This window comes from Bacteroides sp. ZJ-18 (assembly GCF_011038705.2).
GTDB classification, from domain to species: Bacteria; Bacteroidota; Bacteroidia; order Bacteroidales; family Bacteroidaceae; genus Bacteroides; species Bacteroides hominis.
Window position 1 is genome coordinate 460,554 of the sequence record NZ_CP072198.1, and the last position, 17,959, is coordinate 478,512.

At 45.1% G+C, this 17,959-nt stretch carries 13 protein-coding genes, 1 tRNA gene and 1 pseudogene; 5 read left to right on the forward strand and 10 right to left on the reverse strand.

All coding sequences use genetic code 11. From position 1 onward, the window contains the following. Positions 1-69: 69 nt before the first annotated feature. The 3 genes from G7Y45_RS02055 to G7Y45_RS02065 form a co-directional block, all read right to left on the reverse strand. Entirely contained in the window at positions 70-1,869 is a 1,800-nt protein-coding gene (locus tag G7Y45_RS02055) for a DUF4091 domain-containing protein (RefSeq protein ID WP_005811407.1), read from the reverse strand. Between the two features lie 40 nt (positions 1,870-1,909). After that, a complete protein-coding gene (priA, locus tag G7Y45_RS02060) occupies positions 1,910-4,369 on the reverse strand; it encodes a primosomal protein N' (protein WP_165017279.1) in 2,460 nt (819 codons plus the stop codon). A 75-nt stretch (positions 4,370-4,444) separates the two neighbouring features. Then, positions 4,445-5,023 carry a porin family protein gene (locus G7Y45_RS02065; RefSeq protein ID WP_005782143.1) on the reverse strand — a complete coding sequence of 193 codons (579 nt, stop codon included), beginning with the start codon at positions 5,021-5,023 and terminating at the stop codon, positions 4,445-4,447. Between the two features lie 340 nt (positions 5,024-5,363). Here G7Y45_RS02065 and G7Y45_RS02070 point away from each other — a divergent pair. Beyond that, positions 5,364-5,451, forward strand: a tRNA-Ser gene (locus G7Y45_RS02070). Positions 5,452-5,548: 97 nt separating this feature from the next. Here the strand turns inward: G7Y45_RS02070 and G7Y45_RS02075 are convergent. Further along, a complete protein-coding gene (locus G7Y45_RS02075; protein WP_165017282.1) occupies positions 5,549-6,709 on the reverse strand; it encodes a 6-bladed beta-propeller in 1,161 nt (386 codons plus the stop codon). Between the two features lie 186 nt (positions 6,710-6,895). Further along, positions 6,896-8,329, reverse strand: a complete 1,434-nt coding sequence (aspA, locus tag G7Y45_RS02080; RefSeq protein WP_005782141.1) for an aspartate ammonia-lyase — start codon at positions 8,327-8,329, stop codon at positions 6,896-6,898. Between the two features lie 321 nt (positions 8,330-8,650). Between aspA and G7Y45_RS02085 the strand changes: the two genes are divergently transcribed. From G7Y45_RS02085 to G7Y45_RS02095, 3 genes are read left to right on the forward strand one after another with little or no spacing between them, the layout of a single operon-like run. Further along, the gene (locus G7Y45_RS02085; protein ID WP_165017285.1) at positions 8,651-9,961 is read left to right on the forward strand and encodes an anaerobic C4-dicarboxylate transporter family protein; all 1,311 of its coding nucleotides are present in this window, start codon (positions 8,651-8,653) and stop codon (positions 9,959-9,961) included. A 43-nt stretch (positions 9,962-10,004) separates the two neighbouring features. Next, positions 10,005-11,063 (forward strand): L-asparaginase 2, encoded by a 1,059-nt coding sequence (gene ansB / locus G7Y45_RS02090; RefSeq protein ID WP_005782137.1) that lies wholly within the window; start codon positions 10,005-10,007, stop codon positions 11,061-11,063. 32 nt (positions 11,064-11,095) lie between these two features. Beyond that, positions 11,096-12,283 carry a porin gene (locus G7Y45_RS02095; protein WP_165017288.1) on the forward strand — a complete coding sequence of 396 codons (1,188 nt, stop codon included), beginning with the start codon at positions 11,096-11,098 and terminating at the stop codon, positions 12,281-12,283. 73 nt (positions 12,284-12,356) lie between these two features. Here G7Y45_RS02095 and G7Y45_RS02100 read toward each other — a convergent pair whose 3' ends face one another. From G7Y45_RS02100 to G7Y45_RS02110, 3 genes are all read right to left on the reverse strand, one after another. Beyond that, positions 12,357-12,578 (reverse strand): DUF2795 domain-containing protein, encoded by a 222-nt coding sequence (locus tag G7Y45_RS02100; protein ID WP_002558131.1) that lies wholly within the window; start codon positions 12,576-12,578, stop codon positions 12,357-12,359. A gap of 71 nt (positions 12,579-12,649) precedes the next feature. After that, positions 12,650-13,213 carry a cob(I)yrinic acid a,c-diamide adenosyltransferase gene (locus G7Y45_RS02105; protein WP_005782133.1) on the reverse strand — a complete coding sequence of 188 codons (564 nt, stop codon included), beginning with the start codon at positions 13,211-13,213 and terminating at the stop codon, positions 12,650-12,652. A 48-nt stretch (positions 13,214-13,261) separates the two neighbouring features. After that, a complete protein-coding gene (locus G7Y45_RS02110) occupies positions 13,262-13,891 on the reverse strand; it encodes a hypothetical protein (protein ID WP_032537602.1) in 630 nt (209 codons plus the stop codon). 344 nt (positions 13,892-14,235) lie between these two features. Here G7Y45_RS02110 and G7Y45_RS02115 point away from each other — a divergent pair, with 344 nt between their 5' ends. Next, a complete protein-coding gene (locus G7Y45_RS02115) occupies positions 14,236-16,374 on the forward strand; it encodes a glycoside hydrolase family 172 protein (RefSeq protein WP_165017291.1) in 2,139 nt (712 codons plus the stop codon). Between the two features lie 7 nt (positions 16,375-16,381). Here the strand turns inward: G7Y45_RS02115 and G7Y45_RS02120 are convergent. Both G7Y45_RS02120 and G7Y45_RS02125 read right to left on the reverse strand, forming a co-directional pair. Then, positions 16,382-17,173: pseudogene (locus G7Y45_RS02120) on the reverse strand (VapE domain-containing protein); the annotation flags it as partial. Positions 17,174-17,357: 184 nt separating this feature from the next. Beyond that, positions 17,358-17,849, reverse strand: coding sequence for a hypothetical protein (locus tag G7Y45_RS02125; protein ID WP_005811525.1), 492 nt, complete (start codon positions 17,847-17,849; stop codon positions 17,358-17,360). Between the last annotated feature and the right edge of the window lie 110 nt (positions 17,850-17,959).

The following is a 17,959-nucleotide window of genomic DNA, read 5'->3' on the forward strand; positions in this document are numbered from 1 at the left end:
GAACACGCTACATGGATCTCCCCTGCTACACGTTTCTGCATGCGGTATAAAAAGGTACTGTCGATAACTCTACAACGAATTCAATATTTTGTTCGCCTTATTCACCGTTTCAGCAGCCGGCACTTCCGGGAAATCCTTCAGTTTAAAGGTGGATAACATTTTTTCCAGCTTCTTAAATCCGTTCTTGTTTTTCTTATCCGTAAACTCTTTACGTAAGATTGTTATCTTCTCATGAGCCTGAACGCCCTCGATAAGTTTCTCGAAACGGATGGAAGAGCGTGCTCCCGGATAAACCAGATAAGTATCACCACCGGCCCAAGCCTCAAAACGTGAGTCGAGCAACGGCTCTTTCGGCCAACTGTTATATGCCCAACGCAGGTAACCGTCGAGGTGATCTTTAGCAGAATAATAGCTCATCCAGGCAGCCTCGGCAGGATCGGAGAAAGTAAAGGTATTCGGGAAAGCTTCTGTACAACAGGTGTAATAAGTTGTAGGCAACTGCTTTTGTGCACGGCGTGCCAATACCTCTTTCGGATAAGAAGCGCCGATAGGAATACAGTAATCGTAAATATCAGCCTCCAATTCTTTATGGAAATTTCCGGCCAGCGAAACTTTAAATTCCGGATCAGCTTTACGGATCACCTGCAATGTTTTCTGCATTACCTCCATCGGGCGTTCGTCCATGGCGATGGCACAAATGTCGAACCAGCCTTTTTCACGCAAATGTTTAGAGAATGACTTCAGCATAGCCACCCACATCTCTTCGTAAGCTTTCTCGCCCGGAGCAGTCTTGGCGTATTGCATACTGTTTGTAGCCTGATCGAAGTACTGGAATGACAATTTCCACGGAACCATTGAATAGCAGTTGATTTGCTTGTCAATGCCTACGCTCATCATCATCTCCACCCACTTGTCGAACACACCATAGTCGAAAGCCCATGTGCCATCAACCTTTTTCGTCCAGGTAACCATCGATTCAAAATAGTCATAAGTCTGTCCGTTCCAAGGTTTGTGCATGATGGTAGCCGTAATAATCTTCTGTCCGGCATCCGCCAGCATCTTCATCAACGGACGCATGGCATCCATATGTTCCTGACTCCAAAGCGGAACCTGATAATAGCGTGCCACGGCAAACGGACTCTGCCACAAATCCAGATGATAAGCCCATTCGGACGGAGCGGGCAATACGCGGGAAGAGACTTTAATGTCCATCTTGAGGGTAGACAGCCTCTGGTCTCCGTCTTTCACCTCAACGGTGCCGCGATAAACTCCCGGAGACACGGTCTGGGGTATCTGGCAATTGATCCAGATAGCTTGGGTACTCTTAGCCTCCATAGGCATGGAAGTCAGCAAGTGGTCAATCGGATCGGCCACTAACAGAGAGTCATAAATAGAATGATCCGGACGATAGCCACAGGCACCGCGTCCATCCTTATTCAGTTCATCCGTCATCACATAGCGGACAAAACCTCCGCTGAAGGCACTTGCCGGAAGCACGTCGCCCTTGGAGTTTTTAAATTCGGAAAGAGAATAATTCAACCCTTCCAGATCGGTACCTGTCCAGACAACAGCCTGAGCATGGAGTTTCTCGCCACGCCAGCCTTCCAGTGTGACGCTTTTCTGTGATTGAATCATGGGGACAACATGTTTTGCATACCGGGTATCGGTATTTCCCCATTGCACCTGAGGAGTTTTGACTGCCGCCCACTCCTTCTCGGAAGGAGTAACCGGATCGGGTAACTCTTTGTAAGATTGAAGTGGGAACGGAGCCTGTCCGGTCGGTGTTCCACATTGTGTCACTCCTTGCTGTGCAAGAAGCGGGCCTGTACTAACCAGGCAAGAAAGCAAAAGTGTCGTGATTCGCTTCATGGTTTCATTTTTTAAAGGTATATATTAAGATTGGTTTTCATTACATAGGATCTACATCATAATAGACAATCAACGATTTAAACCGTTCGTCTTCTATCATTTCCCGTTGTACACGCAAAAGTAATTCACGGGCGCGACTCATTGGCGCATTTTGTTCTATTTTAACAACTATTTTCCGTATAAACAAAGTCTGGATACGGGCAACGGGAGGCTTATCCGGCCCCAGTATACGGTTTCCGAACAATGCGCGCAGCTTTTCGGCCATGGTATGTGCCATCACATCCAGCAATGTCTCGTTCCGGTTCTTCAGATAAACATACACCATCCGGTAGTAGGGAGGATAATGGAACATCTGTCGTTCGGCCAATTGTCCCGCTACCATATCCTCGTAATCGTTCGTCATCACCTGACGGATGATGGGGTGATCTATACTTTTGGTTTGCAACACAACCCTGCCCCGTTTATTTTTTCGCCCGGCACGTCCGGCAACCTGTGCCATCAACTGGAAGGCACGTTCGTACGAACGGAAATCGGGATAATTCAACATCGTATCCGCATTGAGGATGCCCACTACACTGACATGATCGAAGTCGAGTCCTTTTGATACCATCTGGGTACCGATCAGTATATCAGTCTTCCCCTGCTCAAAATCTGCAATAATCTTTTCATAGGCCGACCGGGTACGGGTAGTATCCAAGTCCATACGTGCCACAGAAGCTTCCGGAAAAATCAGTTTTACGTCATCTTCTATCTTCTCCGTACCAAAGCCCCTGTGCATAAGTTCGACTCCCTCGCAAGCCGGACACGAACGGGGCAACTGGTAGGTATACCCGCAATAATGGCAAGTCAGCTGATTGATACCTTTATGATAAGTCAGGCTGACATCACAGTTTTTGCATTTAGGCACCCATCCGCAGGTGCGGCACTCTATCATCGGGGCAAAACCGCGCCGGTTCTGAAATAGAATCACCTGCTGTTTATTATCAAGCGCCTCACGGACGTATTGCAACAACAAGGGGGAGAATTGCCCCGTCATCCGCTTTTTGCGGTGTAATTCTTTGATATCTACCGGAATAATTTCCGGAAGTTGAATCTCTTTATATCGTTCTTTCAACTCCACCCATCCGAATTTACCGGTAGTGGCATTCTGCCAGGTCTCCACCGAAGGAGTGGCAGTGCCTAACAACGTCTTTGCCCCATACATCGAAGCCAGTACGATAGCGGCATTGCGGGCATGATAGCGTGGCGCGGGGTCTTGCTGTTTATAAGTGTTCTCGTGCTCTTCGTCCACAATGACCAGTCCGAGATTCCGGAACGGGAGGAATACCGAAGAGCGCACCCCCAGAATAATGTCATATCCTTCTTCCGTCAATTGCTTCTGCCAGATCTCAACCCGTTCGGCATCGGGAAACTTGGAGTGATAGATCCCCAACCGGGAGCCGAACACCCGTTTCAGACGTTCGGTAATCTGAGTGGTCAACGCAATTTCGGGTAACAGGTAAAGCACCTGTTTCCCCTGACGTAAAGCATCTTCTATCAGATGGATATACACTTCAGTCTTTCCGCTGGAAGTCACACCGTGGAGCAAGCAGACATTCTTCTCTTGAAAGCTCCGCACAATTTCATCATAAGCCCGCTGCTGATGTTCGTTCAGAACGTTCAGTTCCACCGTTTGTCCCGAGATACGGTTCAATCGGCCGATTTCCCGTTGATAGACTTCAAAGACCCGCTTTTCTACCAATCCGTTAAAAACGGCAGGAGAAGCGGAAGCACGCTGCAACAATTCCTTTTTCGATACTTCCTTCAGCGTGCCGTCTCCCAATACCCCGGAAAGCTCGACGTACTTCATCAACAGTGCCAGTTGCTTCGGGACGCGTTCTAATTTATCAAAAAGTCGCCGGAGATTCTCCTCGCCCGAAGCGTCGGCTGTCAGCCGGACCCGGACTTCTGTTTTGGGTTTATAGGTACGGCGAAGTTCCTCTTTTACAAAAAGAGCTTCCTTATCGAGCAAGGATTTAATAACAGTAAGTATGTTTTTCAGACCACTCTCCTTTTCAAGTTTGGTGACGCACTGCTCAGGATCTTTTGCAAGCAAGTCAAGTATCCGTTGTTCCCGTTCGGGAAGGGGAGCATCGGCTTCAAAGTCGGGGTTGTATTCAACGATCGTCTCACTTTCCAGTTTTAAACCGGAAGGTAACGCCGCTTTGTAGACATCGCCCTGTGTACAGAGATAATAATCGGATAACCATTCCCAAAACCGGAATTGTACAGGGAGCAGTATCGGAGAGGTATCAAGTACGGCGGAAATCTCTTTGACTTCATATTCGGTCGGCGCATAATAGTGAACATTGCAAACAATGGCTGTATAATACTTTTTCCGCCCGAAAGATACGACTACCCGGCAACCGATTTGTACCTCTTCTGCTCCTTCGTCCGGAAGGGAATAAGTGAAGCAACGGGGAAGAGGCAAAGGTAATATGACATCTACATACTTTTTCATCGTGAGGACAAAGATACAAAAAAATCCCCGACGCAAACGCCGGGGATTTGTATATCATCAGATGATTCTGATTTCTTAGAAAATATAAGCAGCAGATATCTGCCACATTTTAGTCTTATAAGAAAAATCAGCCTCTTTCCATTCCGCTGTTTTATTCAACGGGATATTATAATTGGCTCCTATCTGCAAATGCCTCAGTAATTTCACACCGGCACCTACATTAATACCTATCTGTGCGTTCTTTTTATTCAACCGACCAAGGTCCTCGTAATTCTTATCGCCTGAGAAGTTAAAATAAAAATCCGGACCGGCTGCCACGTAGATACCCAATGCACTACCCAAGCCAATAGTATACTTCAAGTTAATTGGAATATCGAGACCATTCTGTCTGATAGACTCATCACCTACTTTGACACCTCTCTGAGAGAACAAAAGAGCACCGTCAACCCCCAAACCTACCAATGGGATAGTAACCTCAGCCATCGGGCCGATAAAGAAACCGGTAAAGTTGTCTGTTTTTAAATCAGACTTATTAAAATCAGCTTTTGCCAGGTTTACACCACCTTTCACACCAAACTTGATAAGTTGTGCCTGAGCAGGCATAGCCATACCGATACATACAGCTATCATTAAAGCACTAATAATCTTTTTCATAACTAAGTTGTGTTTAAAATTCGGGACAAAGATATAGTTTTAAATTAAAAAAACATTAAATTCGTTTGCATATTTTCAGCAAAGCGCTCTATTCTATAACATTACTCAACAGCATTTTGTTGTTTCAATCCCCAATATAAAGGACTTGCCGTTTTCTCAATAAAAAGATCCATCTTTATCATCTAAGGAAACTATATACGAGATGTACAACTGGTATATCGGATCTTTTAATAATAGACCCGCAACCTCATAAAGTAGCAGCAAAATCCCGGCAAGAAGAAAAAAACACCCTTACCGGAACAACGAATCATAAAACGATTTACCTTTGTAGTACATTTAAGGAAAGATGCCAGAGTGATCGAATGGGCCGGACTCGAAATCCGGTGAACGGCTTGTCTGTTCCGTGGGTTTGAATCCCACTCTTTCCGCACAGGATTGCAGGTTCCGGTTAAGAAAAAGAGTCTTGCAAAAGCCCGTTTCACCACAGACTGTGACACCTCCCCCTTCTCCATGAAGACCGTTTCTCTATCCCTTAAACTGTATCAGCATCAGGACAGGATTATCATCTACTTTCATTCCCGAAACAATCTTCTTCAGTTCACCACTCAACTCACCGGCTTCGTAAGCCTCCACCAAATCTTCCGACTTCAGAATGACTAAAGCGCAATCTTCGGGATAACGATAAAACATGATGCCTGAGACCGGTTTCGAAGTATCTTCACGATTCTTGAAAATATAGCGGAAAACCTCCTGGGTACGGCGGTCATAAAGCCATTCTTCATTTTGCAAATCCAGATGATCGATGCTGTTCATAGGTATCTCCATCGGTTGCTTGGTTAAAAAAAGATAGGGTCCCGCCACTCCTTTCAAAAACAAACCATACTGGTTCCCTTCTTCATTATGTGAAGGGGTACGGACCAGCAAAGGTTTTAAAGCAAAATCCGACTCCATCGTAAACAAAGTATCCGAGTCCGCATTGCCTATGTAGAACCGGGAACCATTGCAAATAATCGATGGCTCATGCATATAGCCATACAGATGCGCTTGCTCGTTGATGATTAATTTAACTTGCACACATTTTTTCTGCACATAGCTCAAAGAATCCAGCTGTCCGCTCTCGGTAGAGACAAGGAGGTAGGGATGGAACCCGGCATCCGAACCTGCGGAAGGAGTGAAGTCCCGGGAGGCAATCAGATATTCGGGAGAGAAAAGATACATCTGGTTCAACCATATATTTTCGGGATAAGGAAGCGAACGCTTGAACGTGCCATCCAGCGAATAGACGTGAATTTTTTGCCGGTTCATCTCTTTCAGATAAAGTTCGCCATCCTCCCAGTTTACGTCTACCGTCGCAATATCTTTGTATTCTCCCGGACCATTTCCCACCCGGTGGATACGGGTAAGGGCTTTTCCCTCCCGGCTGAACAGACAGACATCTTCACTCTGGTGACCTATCGTCACGATATATTTATCGGACACTATCGCGGCAACACCATTGAACAGAAAGTCATCGGTAGTTTCTAAAGGAATATATTCCACATCGGCAATGTCTTGCAGAACAATCTCCTTTTCAGGGTAACTTTTTGTCATGTCGACAACGGATAAAGCCTGAGTTTCCGCCTGCTTCGTCCCCTGGCATGAAGCCAACAGGTACAGCACCAGAAAGTAAAAAGGGAATTTTTTCATAGTATCATCATTAATCACACCGGCAAGATAGAAAAAAAATACCGGATTCAGCTCTCAAACTTCAGAAAATAAAAAAAGAAGTTGTACCCCAAACCGTTGCAATTCTCCTATCCTCCCTAAACGGAAGAAAGGACTGTAACCGGATTGGGATACAACTTCTTAAATATGCTGACCGGATTCCCCGGATCAGTTGTTAGGCTTAATATCGAGTTTAACCGGATGAATCATGTTTTCCGGCTTCAGGATCGTATCAAGGTCTTCTTTCGAAAGAATGTTATGTTCCAACACCAGTTCGTAAACTCCCTTACCGGTCTCCTGTGCCTCTTTGGCAATTTTGGTAGAATTCTTATACCCGATGACAGGGTTGAGGGCCGTCACAACACCGATACTGTTGTGAACATCTTTCCGGCATTTCTCCTCATTGGCCGTAATGCCGTCTATGCACAAAGTACGCAGTGTATCGAAGCCATTCATCAGCAAATCGGCAGATTCAAAGCAACACTGTGCCATCACCGGTTCCATCGCATTCAGCTCCATCTGAGCCGCTTCGCCACTCATAGCCACGCAAAGGTCGTTGCCTATCACTTTATAGTCGATCTGGTTCATCACTTCGGGGATAACCGGATTTACCTTACCGGGCATGATAGACGAACCGGGTTGCATGGCAGGCAGATTAATCTCACCCAACCCGCAACGCGGACCGGATGCCAGAAGACGTAAGTCATTGCAAATCTTATTCATTTTTACAGCTATACGACGCATGGCTGAAGAATACCCCACCAGACAGGAAGTATCGGAAGTAGCTCCTATCAGATCGTCGGCCAAACGGATATCCAGCCCGGTAATCTTCCGGAGGGCCGCGATGCATTTGGTAGCATATTCCGGTTCGGCGGTAATTCCGGTTCCGATGGCAGTAGCTCCCATATTGACTGTCAGGAAGTCCTGTGCAGCAAAGTCCAGATTCTTAATTTCATCTTGAAGGATGCTGGCAAAACCATTGAATGTCTGCCCAAGCGTCATCGGCACCGCATCTTCCAACTGTGTACGCCCCATCTTGATCACATGTGCAAACTCTTCTGCTTTTCTCCGGAAAGCACCGATCACTTCTTTGAAATGCTTCACCAGTTTCAGATGCGTATAATACATACCTATATGGATGGCAGTCGGATAGGCATCGTTGGTGGACTGCGAACGGTTGACGTGGTCATTGGGCGAACAATATTGATACTCTCCGCGTTTATGTCCCATCAGTTCGAGGGCACGATTGGCTATCACCTCGTTGGCATTCATGTTGGTGGTAGTTCCGGCTCCACCCTGAATCATGTCTACCGGGAATTGGTCGTGATGTTTGCCTTCCAGAATTTCTTTACATGCATGGAGAATGGCATTTGCCTGTTCTTCAGTCAGCAATCCAAGCTCAAAGTTAGCCATAGCGGCTCCCATCTTGGTTATGGCAAGTGCATTGATAAACAACGGATACTCACAAAGGTGATATTTACTAATGCGGAAGTTCTCTATGCCCCGAAGGGTTTGTACGCCATACAAAGCGGTTTCGGGTACTTCACGTTCACCTATTAAATCACTCTCTGTACGAGTTGCTTTCGATAATTCTTCTTTCATAATATATCTTTATTAACAATTATAATCTTAACTGTGTTTATAATAACCAAACTTAAGCAATATTGTTTTGAAAGCAATCATATTCACTATTTAGTTAACATACTTTAAACAAGGAGTGATTTACGTATAATAAAGCAAATACATGTATCATATTGTAAATAGCATCCGATTGAGAGATATTTTACAAAATCTCCTTCATAATGAAAAAATATGCAAATCAGCAAAAACCAATTAACTTCTTTTTTGTTGATTACCATATCATTTACCAATTCAGAGACAATTTATTAAATTATCTTTGCCAAAAAATTAAAAAAGAAAGATATGATTTTACAATTGGCTTTTGTACTGACAGCTATTATTATCGGTGCCCGTTTGGGAGGTATCGGACTCGGAGTAATGGGCGGCGTAGGTTTAGGGATACTGACTTTTGTCTTCGGACTGCAACCCACAGCCCCTCCGATCGATGTAATGTTGATGATTGCCGCGGTTATTTCGGCTGCATCATGCATGCAGGCAGCCGGCGGACTGGACTATATGGTGAAGCTGGCAGAAAAGTTATTGCGTAAAAACCCGTCACACGTCACTCTTTTGAGTCCTATTGTGACTTATCTGTTCACCTTCGTCGCCGGTACAGGACATGTTGCCTATTCCGTACTGCCGGTGATTGCCGAAGTGGCCACCGAAACAAAAATCCGTCCGGAACGCCCTCTCGGTATCGCCGTTATCGCTTCTCAGCAAGCCATCACGGCCAGCCCCATTTCGGCTGCCACAGTTGCCTTGCTCGGACTTCTGGCAGGTTTTGACATTACTTTATTTGACATTTTAAAAATAACAATCCCCGCTACCATTATCGGTGTGCTGGTAGGTGCACTGTTCTCAATGAAAGTGGGCAAAGAACTGGTGGACGACCCGGAATATCAGAAGCGATTGGCAGAAGGGTATTTCAACTCTAAGAAAGTAGAGATTAAGGACGTACACAACAAGCGCAATGCAATGACCTCGGTTCTGATTTTCATTTTAGCAACGGCCTTCATCGTATTTTTCGGTTCTTTCGACGGTATGCGCCCCACCTTCCTGATAGACGGAGAAACCGTTACACTGGGAATGTCTGCCATTATTGAAATCGTAATGCTTTCGGCAGCTGCGCTTATCCTGATGATTACCAAGACGGATGGAATCAAAGCAACACAAGGTTCTGTTTTCCCGGCAGGAATGCAGGCGGTAATCGCCATCTTCGGTATAGCCTGGATGGGTGACACATTCCTGCAAGGCAACATGGGGCAACTGACAGAATCTATCGAAGGATTGGTTCGGCAGATGCCGTGGTTATTCGGAATAGCTTTGTTCGTAATGTCTATCCTGCTTTACAGTCAGGCGGCCACAGTACGTGCACTGATGCCACTGGGCATCGCCCTCGGCATTTCGCCGTATATGCTGATCGCCATGTTCCCGGCCGTAAACGGATACTTCTTCATTCCGAATTATCCGACGGTGGTTGCTGCCATCAATTTCGACCGTACAGGAACAACCAAAATCGGTAAATATGTGTTGAATCATTCGTTTATGATGCCCGGATTGGTATCAACCGTTGTAGCTATCGTACTCGGATTGCTCTTCATCCAGGTATTTTAAAAATAAGAACTATCTATTTTTTAACCTAAATAACAGTTGAGTCATGAAAGAACTAAAAAGACTAAGCCTTGTAGTGGTTACACTACTGCTTTCCACAATGATGGCCTTCTCACAGAAGCCAAACATTCACATCCTTGCTACCGGAGGAACGATTGCCGGGACAGGCGGCTCGGCAACCTCTACCAATTACACAGCCGGACAAGTAGCAATCGGTACGCTGCTGGATGCAGTACCCGAACTAAAAAACATTGCCAATGTGACCGGTGAACAAATTGTGCGCATCGGTTCGCAGGACATGAACGACGAAGTATGGCTGATACTTGCCAAAAAGATCAACCAGTTGTTGAAGCGTCCGGATATCGACGGCATCGTTATCACTCACGGAACAGATACAATGGAAGAAACGGCTTACTTCCTGAACCTGACCGTAAAAAGCGATAAACCGGTGGTGCTGGTAGGAGCCATGCGTCCTTCCACCGCACTTAGTGCCGATGGTCCGCTGAACCTTTATAACGCCGTAGTCACCGCAGGGGCCAAAGAATCTGTAGGCAAAGGCGTACTGGTAGCCATGAACGGATTGATTCTCGGGGCAGAAAGTGTATTAAAAATGAATACAATCGATGTACAAACCTTCCAGGCACCCAACTCCGGAGCGTTGGGCTATATCTTCAACGGAAAGGTATTTTACAACCAAGCCCCACTGAAAAAGCATACCACTCAGTCTGTGTTCGACGTAACCAACCTGAACTCTCTGCCTAAAGTAGGTATCGTTTATAGCTACTCAAACATTGAGGCAGATATGGTAACCCCACTTCTACACCACGATTATAAGGGTATTATCCATGCCGGCGTAGGTAACGGAAACATTCACAAGAACATTTTCCCGGTACTGACAGAAGCCCGTAAGAAAGGAATACTCGTTGTCCGTTCATCCCGTGTACCGACCGGACCTACGACACTGGATGCCGAGGTGGATGATGCTCAATATCAATTTATCGCTTCGCAGGAATTGAACCCGCAAAAGTCACGTGTACTGCTGATGCTTGCACTGACCAAAACCAACGACTGGAAGCAGATTCAGCAATATTTTAATGAGTACTAACCGGGCATCGAACCGATAAAACCTGAACACTTATGAAGAAATTAATGGCAATGCTGCTCCTTGCGGGCAGCATTCAAGGAGTATATGCACAAAAGGCAGAAAAGAAGGAAATGTTTCTGGAAAACAAATCGTTGTACGAAGAACTGGCCAACGTGCAAAAAAAGACGGATAAGTTCAATCTGTACCTCAATATGCAAGGTAGTTTTGACGCTAACTTCCGCGATGGTTTCGACGAAGGAGTATTCAAAATGCGTCAACTCCGCATCGAAGCAAAAGGCAATCTCAACAGCTGGCTCTCTTACCGCTATCGTCAACGCCTGAACCGTTCGAACGAAGGAGGAGGAATGATTGATAACATCCCTACCTCGATAGACTATGCCGGAATCGGTGTGAAACTGAATGATCAGTTCTCTTTCTTTGCCGGTAAGCAATGTGCCGCTTACGGGGGATTTGAGTTCGACCTGAATCCGATCGACATTTACGAATACAGTGACATGATCGACAATATGAGTAATTTTATGACCGGACTGAACGTCGGTTATAATATTACCTCCACCCAGCAACTCAACCTGCAGATTCTGAATAGTCGTAACAGTTCGTTTGACAAAACATACGGAATCACCGAAGATTCGGAAGGCAAATTGCCGGATCTCAAATCGGGGAAGATGCCACTGGTCTATACCCTGAACTGGAACGGCAACTTCAATGAGGTATTCAAGACCCGCTGGTCAGCCTCCGTCATGAGTGAAGCCAAAGGCAAGAACCTCTACTATTATGCAGTGGGCAACGAGCTGAATCTGGATAAGTTCAATATGTTTGTCGACTTCATGTATTCGCAGGAAGGCATCGACCGCAACGGTACTATCACCGGAATCGTGGGTAATGCCAGCGGACACAATGCTTTCAACGCCGGTTACTTATCTGTGGTGACCAAGCTCAACTACCGTTTCCTCCCGAAATGGAATGCTTTTGTAAAAGGTATGTACGAAACCGCTTCGGTTACTAAAGCAGCTGACGGCATTGAAAAAGGTAACTACCGTACTTCCTGGGGATATCTGGCCGGAGTAGAGTTTTACCCGATGAAGACCAACCTGCATTTCTTCCTGACTTACGTGGGACGTTCATACGACTTCACACATCGTGCCAAAGTACTGGGACAAGAGAACTACAGTACCAATCGTTTGTCTTTAGGTTTCATCTATCAGTTACCGATGTTCTAATACCAATAAAATAGTCCCGATAAACCGGATCGTTTATCGGGACTATTTATTATTTTCAATTCATTCGTTCGTATCAATACTCCTCTTCGTTAAAGAAGAAATCTTCTTTACTGGGGTAGTCCGGCCAAATATCTTCTATACTTTCATAGATTTCGCCTTCATCTTCCATTTCCTGAAGGTTTTCAATCACTTCAAGAGGAGCACCCGACCGCATGGCATAATCAATCAGTTCATCCTTAGTTGCCGGCCAAGGAGCATCTTCCAGTTTAGATGCTAATTCCAACGTCCAATACATAAGCTTTCGTATTTAAAATGTGAATATTAATACCTACTCTCTATTTTTCGGCAAAAGTATAATAAAAAATTTCACTTGCAACTATTATTCCAAAATATTTCGTCTTTTCCCTCATTAAAATTCATTTTACGAGACAAGACAAATAAATAATCAGACAGCCGGTTGACATAAGCCAGCAAATCAGCAGAGATTGTATAGCTTTCGGATAATGCAAGAATACGCCGCTCCGCCCTCCGGCAAACGGTACGGCAAACGTGGCAAAGTGCCGAGCCACGACTTCCTCCCGGAATGATGAAGGAATGTAAAGGCGGAAGAATTTCGTCGGCAGCATCAATTTCACGTTCAATAGCTTCTACATCGGCAGGGGTAATAATACTGACATCGTGCAGTTGGATCTTCTCCTGGTCAGTGGCCAGATGCGAACCAATGGCAAACAGTTTATCCTGCACCGACTGTACGAAATCCAAATCATGCTCGTCCATCAGGTAAGTTGCCAGTAATCCCAGATTCGAGTTCAGCTCATCGACCGTTCCATACGCTTCAAGGCGGATGTGGGTTTTCGGCACACGGGTTCCTCCTATCAGACCCGTTGTTCCTTTATCACCCGTTTTTGTATATACAAGACTCTTTTTCATAATGATAGTAAGTTTATTATTTCTGTAAAGGTTAACACACAAAAGGATTCAGAAGTTGACGATATAGTGCTGTTTTATCTTCGTACGGTCGAAAAAGACGATTCCAAGATCATATAAGTCGAATGTAACACCCGTCCGGTCGTCCTGCTGTATCTTTTTCCAGAGTGCTTTCATCTTTTTCGTATAGCAGATACCGGCAATCACAAAAACTCCTTGTTCCGTTGTTCTCGACGCACAGATATCGAATACTTTCTCTACAAATTCCGGGTCACGGTAATGGTGCAAATAAAGAAAATCGACAGGTGTATCTTTCTCCAAAAAGAGTTCGGACAAATCAGAAGCACCCAAATAACCCGCTTTAGCATGTCCGGCCTGCAAATAGAGAGACGATACCGACAACGTTCCGGCATCTACAATCGTGGCAGGTTGCATTCGGTTGACCAACCGGAACAATAACCGGTTCACCTTCTTTGATTCATGCTTCCACTTCTTGCCGGGATTTACCGACATTTTCTTTTGTTCAGTCTCCAGCAAACTGTAAGCATAGTAAGGGGTACGCTCATAAATGACGTTGGTTATCAAGTCGAAAGCAAATGGTGAATGAACCCCATATCCACAACGGTGACGAAAGCGGGCCAGCCAGATAAAAGGGCGTTTCAACAGTAGAAATCCGTTCATAATAAATTGAAATATATCGCGTTCAACGCACAAAGATATATAAAACCATTTGAGAAGTAAAGTGTTATATGCAAGTAATTAAAAACCTGAACCAGAAGATTTATAAAGAAATTAATATTCCTGCCTTTCCTGACGGCCGCAATATTCTATAGTTGTTCGGATAACAATTCGTGTGCGTCATGCAAGAAAGATAGCGAAAAGCCGGTCACTCCACCACCATAAGTCGGCACCCCCCAAAAAATGCTTCATGTAACGTCTGTACTACGATTTGGTACAATTCATTATAGCCCCATCCGATATACTTTCTTAATATTGCGGCTACTTACCATCAATAAAATCGTATTATGGACACAAAATGGAAACAACTCTTATTATCTTCTCCGAAGCCTGAGTTTACAACAGGAATAATGAGATGGGGGATCAGCTTACTTTTCTCCGCTCTGTGCACCTGTTCATTTGCACAGACAAAATATCAGATCACAGTAGAAACTCTCCTGAAAGAAATGACCTCACGGGATGAAATGAGCCGCTATCCGGCTCTGCCCTATCGCAGTATGCAACAAAGCAGCTACGATCGCAGATCCGTTTCTCCTGACCGGCCCAATTGGTTTGCCAATGATGACGGCGAAGGATTCATCCGCCTCGAAGAACGCAACGGACGAAAAGAAAAGGTTCTTTTTGAGGACAAAGGTCCCGGTGCCATTACCCGTATATGGCTCACGACCTTTGGCAGCATAAATACAATCTTACGTTTCTATTTTGACGGAAAAGACGAACCGGGCTGGGAGGTGCCCTCTTATGATCTCCAGAAGTTCGGTGTGCGAGGATTGAAGAAAGGGTTAATCGAACCGGACAATAAATGGAACAGAGGCAGCCTGATTTATCTACCTGTCCCCTATAACAACGGCTGCAAAGTGACCATGGAGGAACTTACCCCCGAACGGACTAACCGACACTTTTTGTTCAATTACCGCAAATACCCCACAGGTACTCCGGTAGAAACTTTCTCACAGGAAGTGGCAGACCGCATACCCGCTTTAGCAGAAAAAACATCCGACACACTCTATAAAAATATGGATAAGGGATTTAATCCTCAGTCTGATTATGGCAAAGGTTCACTTAACCATCAACAGAGTTTTTCATTAAATAAAGGTGAAAAACAAAAGCTGAACCTTCACACAGGAAAAAGAGCGATCAGCCTTCTTCAGTTCAATGTGAAAACAGATAAAAACCTGAAACCCAGAACAGACGATTTTGCCCTATTGATGCGTAGCCTGATCGTAACCATAAGCTTTGACGGAAAACAAACCGTATGGGCTCCACTATCCGATTTTGCAGGCTCCGGCATGGGATCTTTTGCGTCCAGAAGTTTTTTCTTCTATTCCGACGGCAAAGGGATTGTCTGCAGCAAATGGTTGATGCCCTATAAGCAGGATTGTGAAATCACGATCTTGAACCTCTCTCCATACAAAGCCGATATACAAACAGATATTGTTTCACAGCCCTATGAGTGGGACAACCGGTCTCTCTATTTCCATACAGCCTGGAAGCAGGAACGTGGTCTGCCCGTCGTCACCTGGATGGAACATGAAAAATGTATGGATTGGAATTTCACCACTATATCCGGCAGAGGAGTTTATCGGGGAGACCTGCTATCACTTTTCAACCATACGACAGAGTGGTATGGAGAAGGAGATGAAAAAATAACCGTAGATCACGAACCATTTCCTTCCCATTTCGGAACAGGCACTGAAGACTACTACAGTTTCGATGGCTATTTTAAAAGTCAGACACCATTTGCCGGGCAACCCCGCCAGGATATGCGAGATTTTTATGGCTACAACAGCTTCTTCAGAGTCAGATGCTTAGATGCCATTCCCTTCAACCGGCAATTGAAGTTCGATTTCGAATTGTTAGGTTGGGAAAACGGGACGGTAGATTACTCTTCGACTGTATTCTGGTACGGAGACTTAGGTTCCGAAGCCACAGGCTCTTCCGGCATAGAAGAAATAGAAGCAGGGTTATTGCCTACCCCTACTCAATCCCCTGTCTGCAACATACCAAATGCCATTGATTTTTGCCAAATCCAGCCAACTTCCAAATCAGAAAGACTGCGTTATGACAGACAAAGACTCAGCGGGCATCCAGGCAAATGGAACTTAAAAGACCATCTGGTATGCCATGGCGGTAAGGAAGGCGATTACATCGAGTTCGAATTCTCCGGTTTTGAGGATCGTGAATACAGCTTGAGTCTATATTGTACCAAAGCAACCGACTACGGCAATATAAGGTTATATGTAAATCACCCAAAAAACAGAAAGCAGTTGGACTGTTACAGCGAGAAAGTCGAGCCGACAGGTGCCATAAGCCTGGGAATGCACAAGCCCATAAACGGTAAATTTATCCTGCGGATAGAATTGATCGGACGGAATCCGCTATCGACAGGAACTTTGTTCGGACTGGATTGTATACGGATTGAATAAAATACATCTACAACTCCACCACACAATAGAAATTCCCGTTTTTCATTTTCCTGCAAGGCACTCCCAGCTTACGAAGTATTCTGCCAAAATGCACTATCTTCGTAGCCGACAGTTTAAAGCCGCTTTTCTTTTGTATGCGTCCTAAAATATCGACTGCGAGCAGGGTTTCACACTTTTCTCCCTCGCCGGCAGAGCGGAAATACTGTTGAAAGAGCTGTTCAACCGGAGTTTGCAGTTCAAATTCCTGATTGCTCTCCATCAAAATAGCCTCTTCCTCGGGAGAGAAATAAAAGCGCTCACCGTCACGGAGCTCCCGCACTGCCTGCGCATAGAGTTGCGGATAGTTGATGACAGCATCATTACGGATTCTGCCGGTGATATTGATACAGATAAAACGGCGGCTTCCCGAAGGATCGGAAAGCAAATCGCTGTGATTGCTGGTCGCTATGAACGAAGCATAACGCTTCAACTCGCGGACAGCCGCCTCGTTGGGCTTACGCACATTAAGCACCGGTTTCTGGAGTATATGTTTCAAGAAGCCTTGATGATTGACACTTACCTGATCGAACTCGTCAATATTGATCAGCATGAAGCGGTTGAGATAAAGCTCGGCATCGCGTTTCCGGCTGAAGTCAATGCTGTCGGTATAATAGGCTCTCAAATCAGGCGGCAGGATATTGCGGCAATAAGTGGATTTGCCGCATCCCTGCGAACCGATCAACAGGGGTGAAACGGAGTTGGCATACTGCTTGTCATTTCCTTTCCAGTGGGCCACCATTGCGAGAAACCAGCGATGGAAGATCTACACCGATTTGTAGATCAGGTAATTATCAAACAAAAGGGCGAGGAAGCCTACTGGTATTTATCAAAAAATCGCCTTCCAAAGAGGAAATTTAGCGGGTGGAAGATGGAAGATGAGGGTGGAAGATAAACGGCTAAAAAACCGCATCTTCCACCCTATTAGTTTTCTACGAATCAGACAGTTATCTTTTAAAAGGTGGAAGATGGAAGATCGAAATGCATTTTTTGTATGAGAGGAGGATTTTCTTCATGAAAGCGGCAAACTTCGATTCCTCGTTTATTGGGTCTGTATCCTGAATTTCAGTATCTCCCATGGAGACCAGCATTGCCGCAAGCCTCTCCTCTATCGATTCAAAGAGTTTTGACTGTTTGGAAACACATTCATTCAGCAGTTCGGTTTGCTTTTCCAGCAAACGGATCTTTTCTAATGCATTAGCATATAATTTCGCGATTATCTCGACATTTTCAAAGGTGATGGCACAACCGTAGTCTTTTCCTGCTTCAGCCGGAAGACTATGCAATTTAATAAAATCACACACGCTGTCATCATTCAATAACAAAGTGTAGTTTACGTAAGTGAAAGTAATTTCAGGAAGTTCCGACCAAGAGAGAACGTCTTTTACCGTAGTCTCGTATTTTTCGGCAGCTTGCCGTAGAGTAATCCAATTAGCCATACAGGGAAAAAGATTAAAGTTAAAATAATCTACCCTGCACGGTTTCTTGAATGTGATTATATGAAAAGGTACGGGGCATTACTCATCCAATGGATTAGGTATGTAGCGGC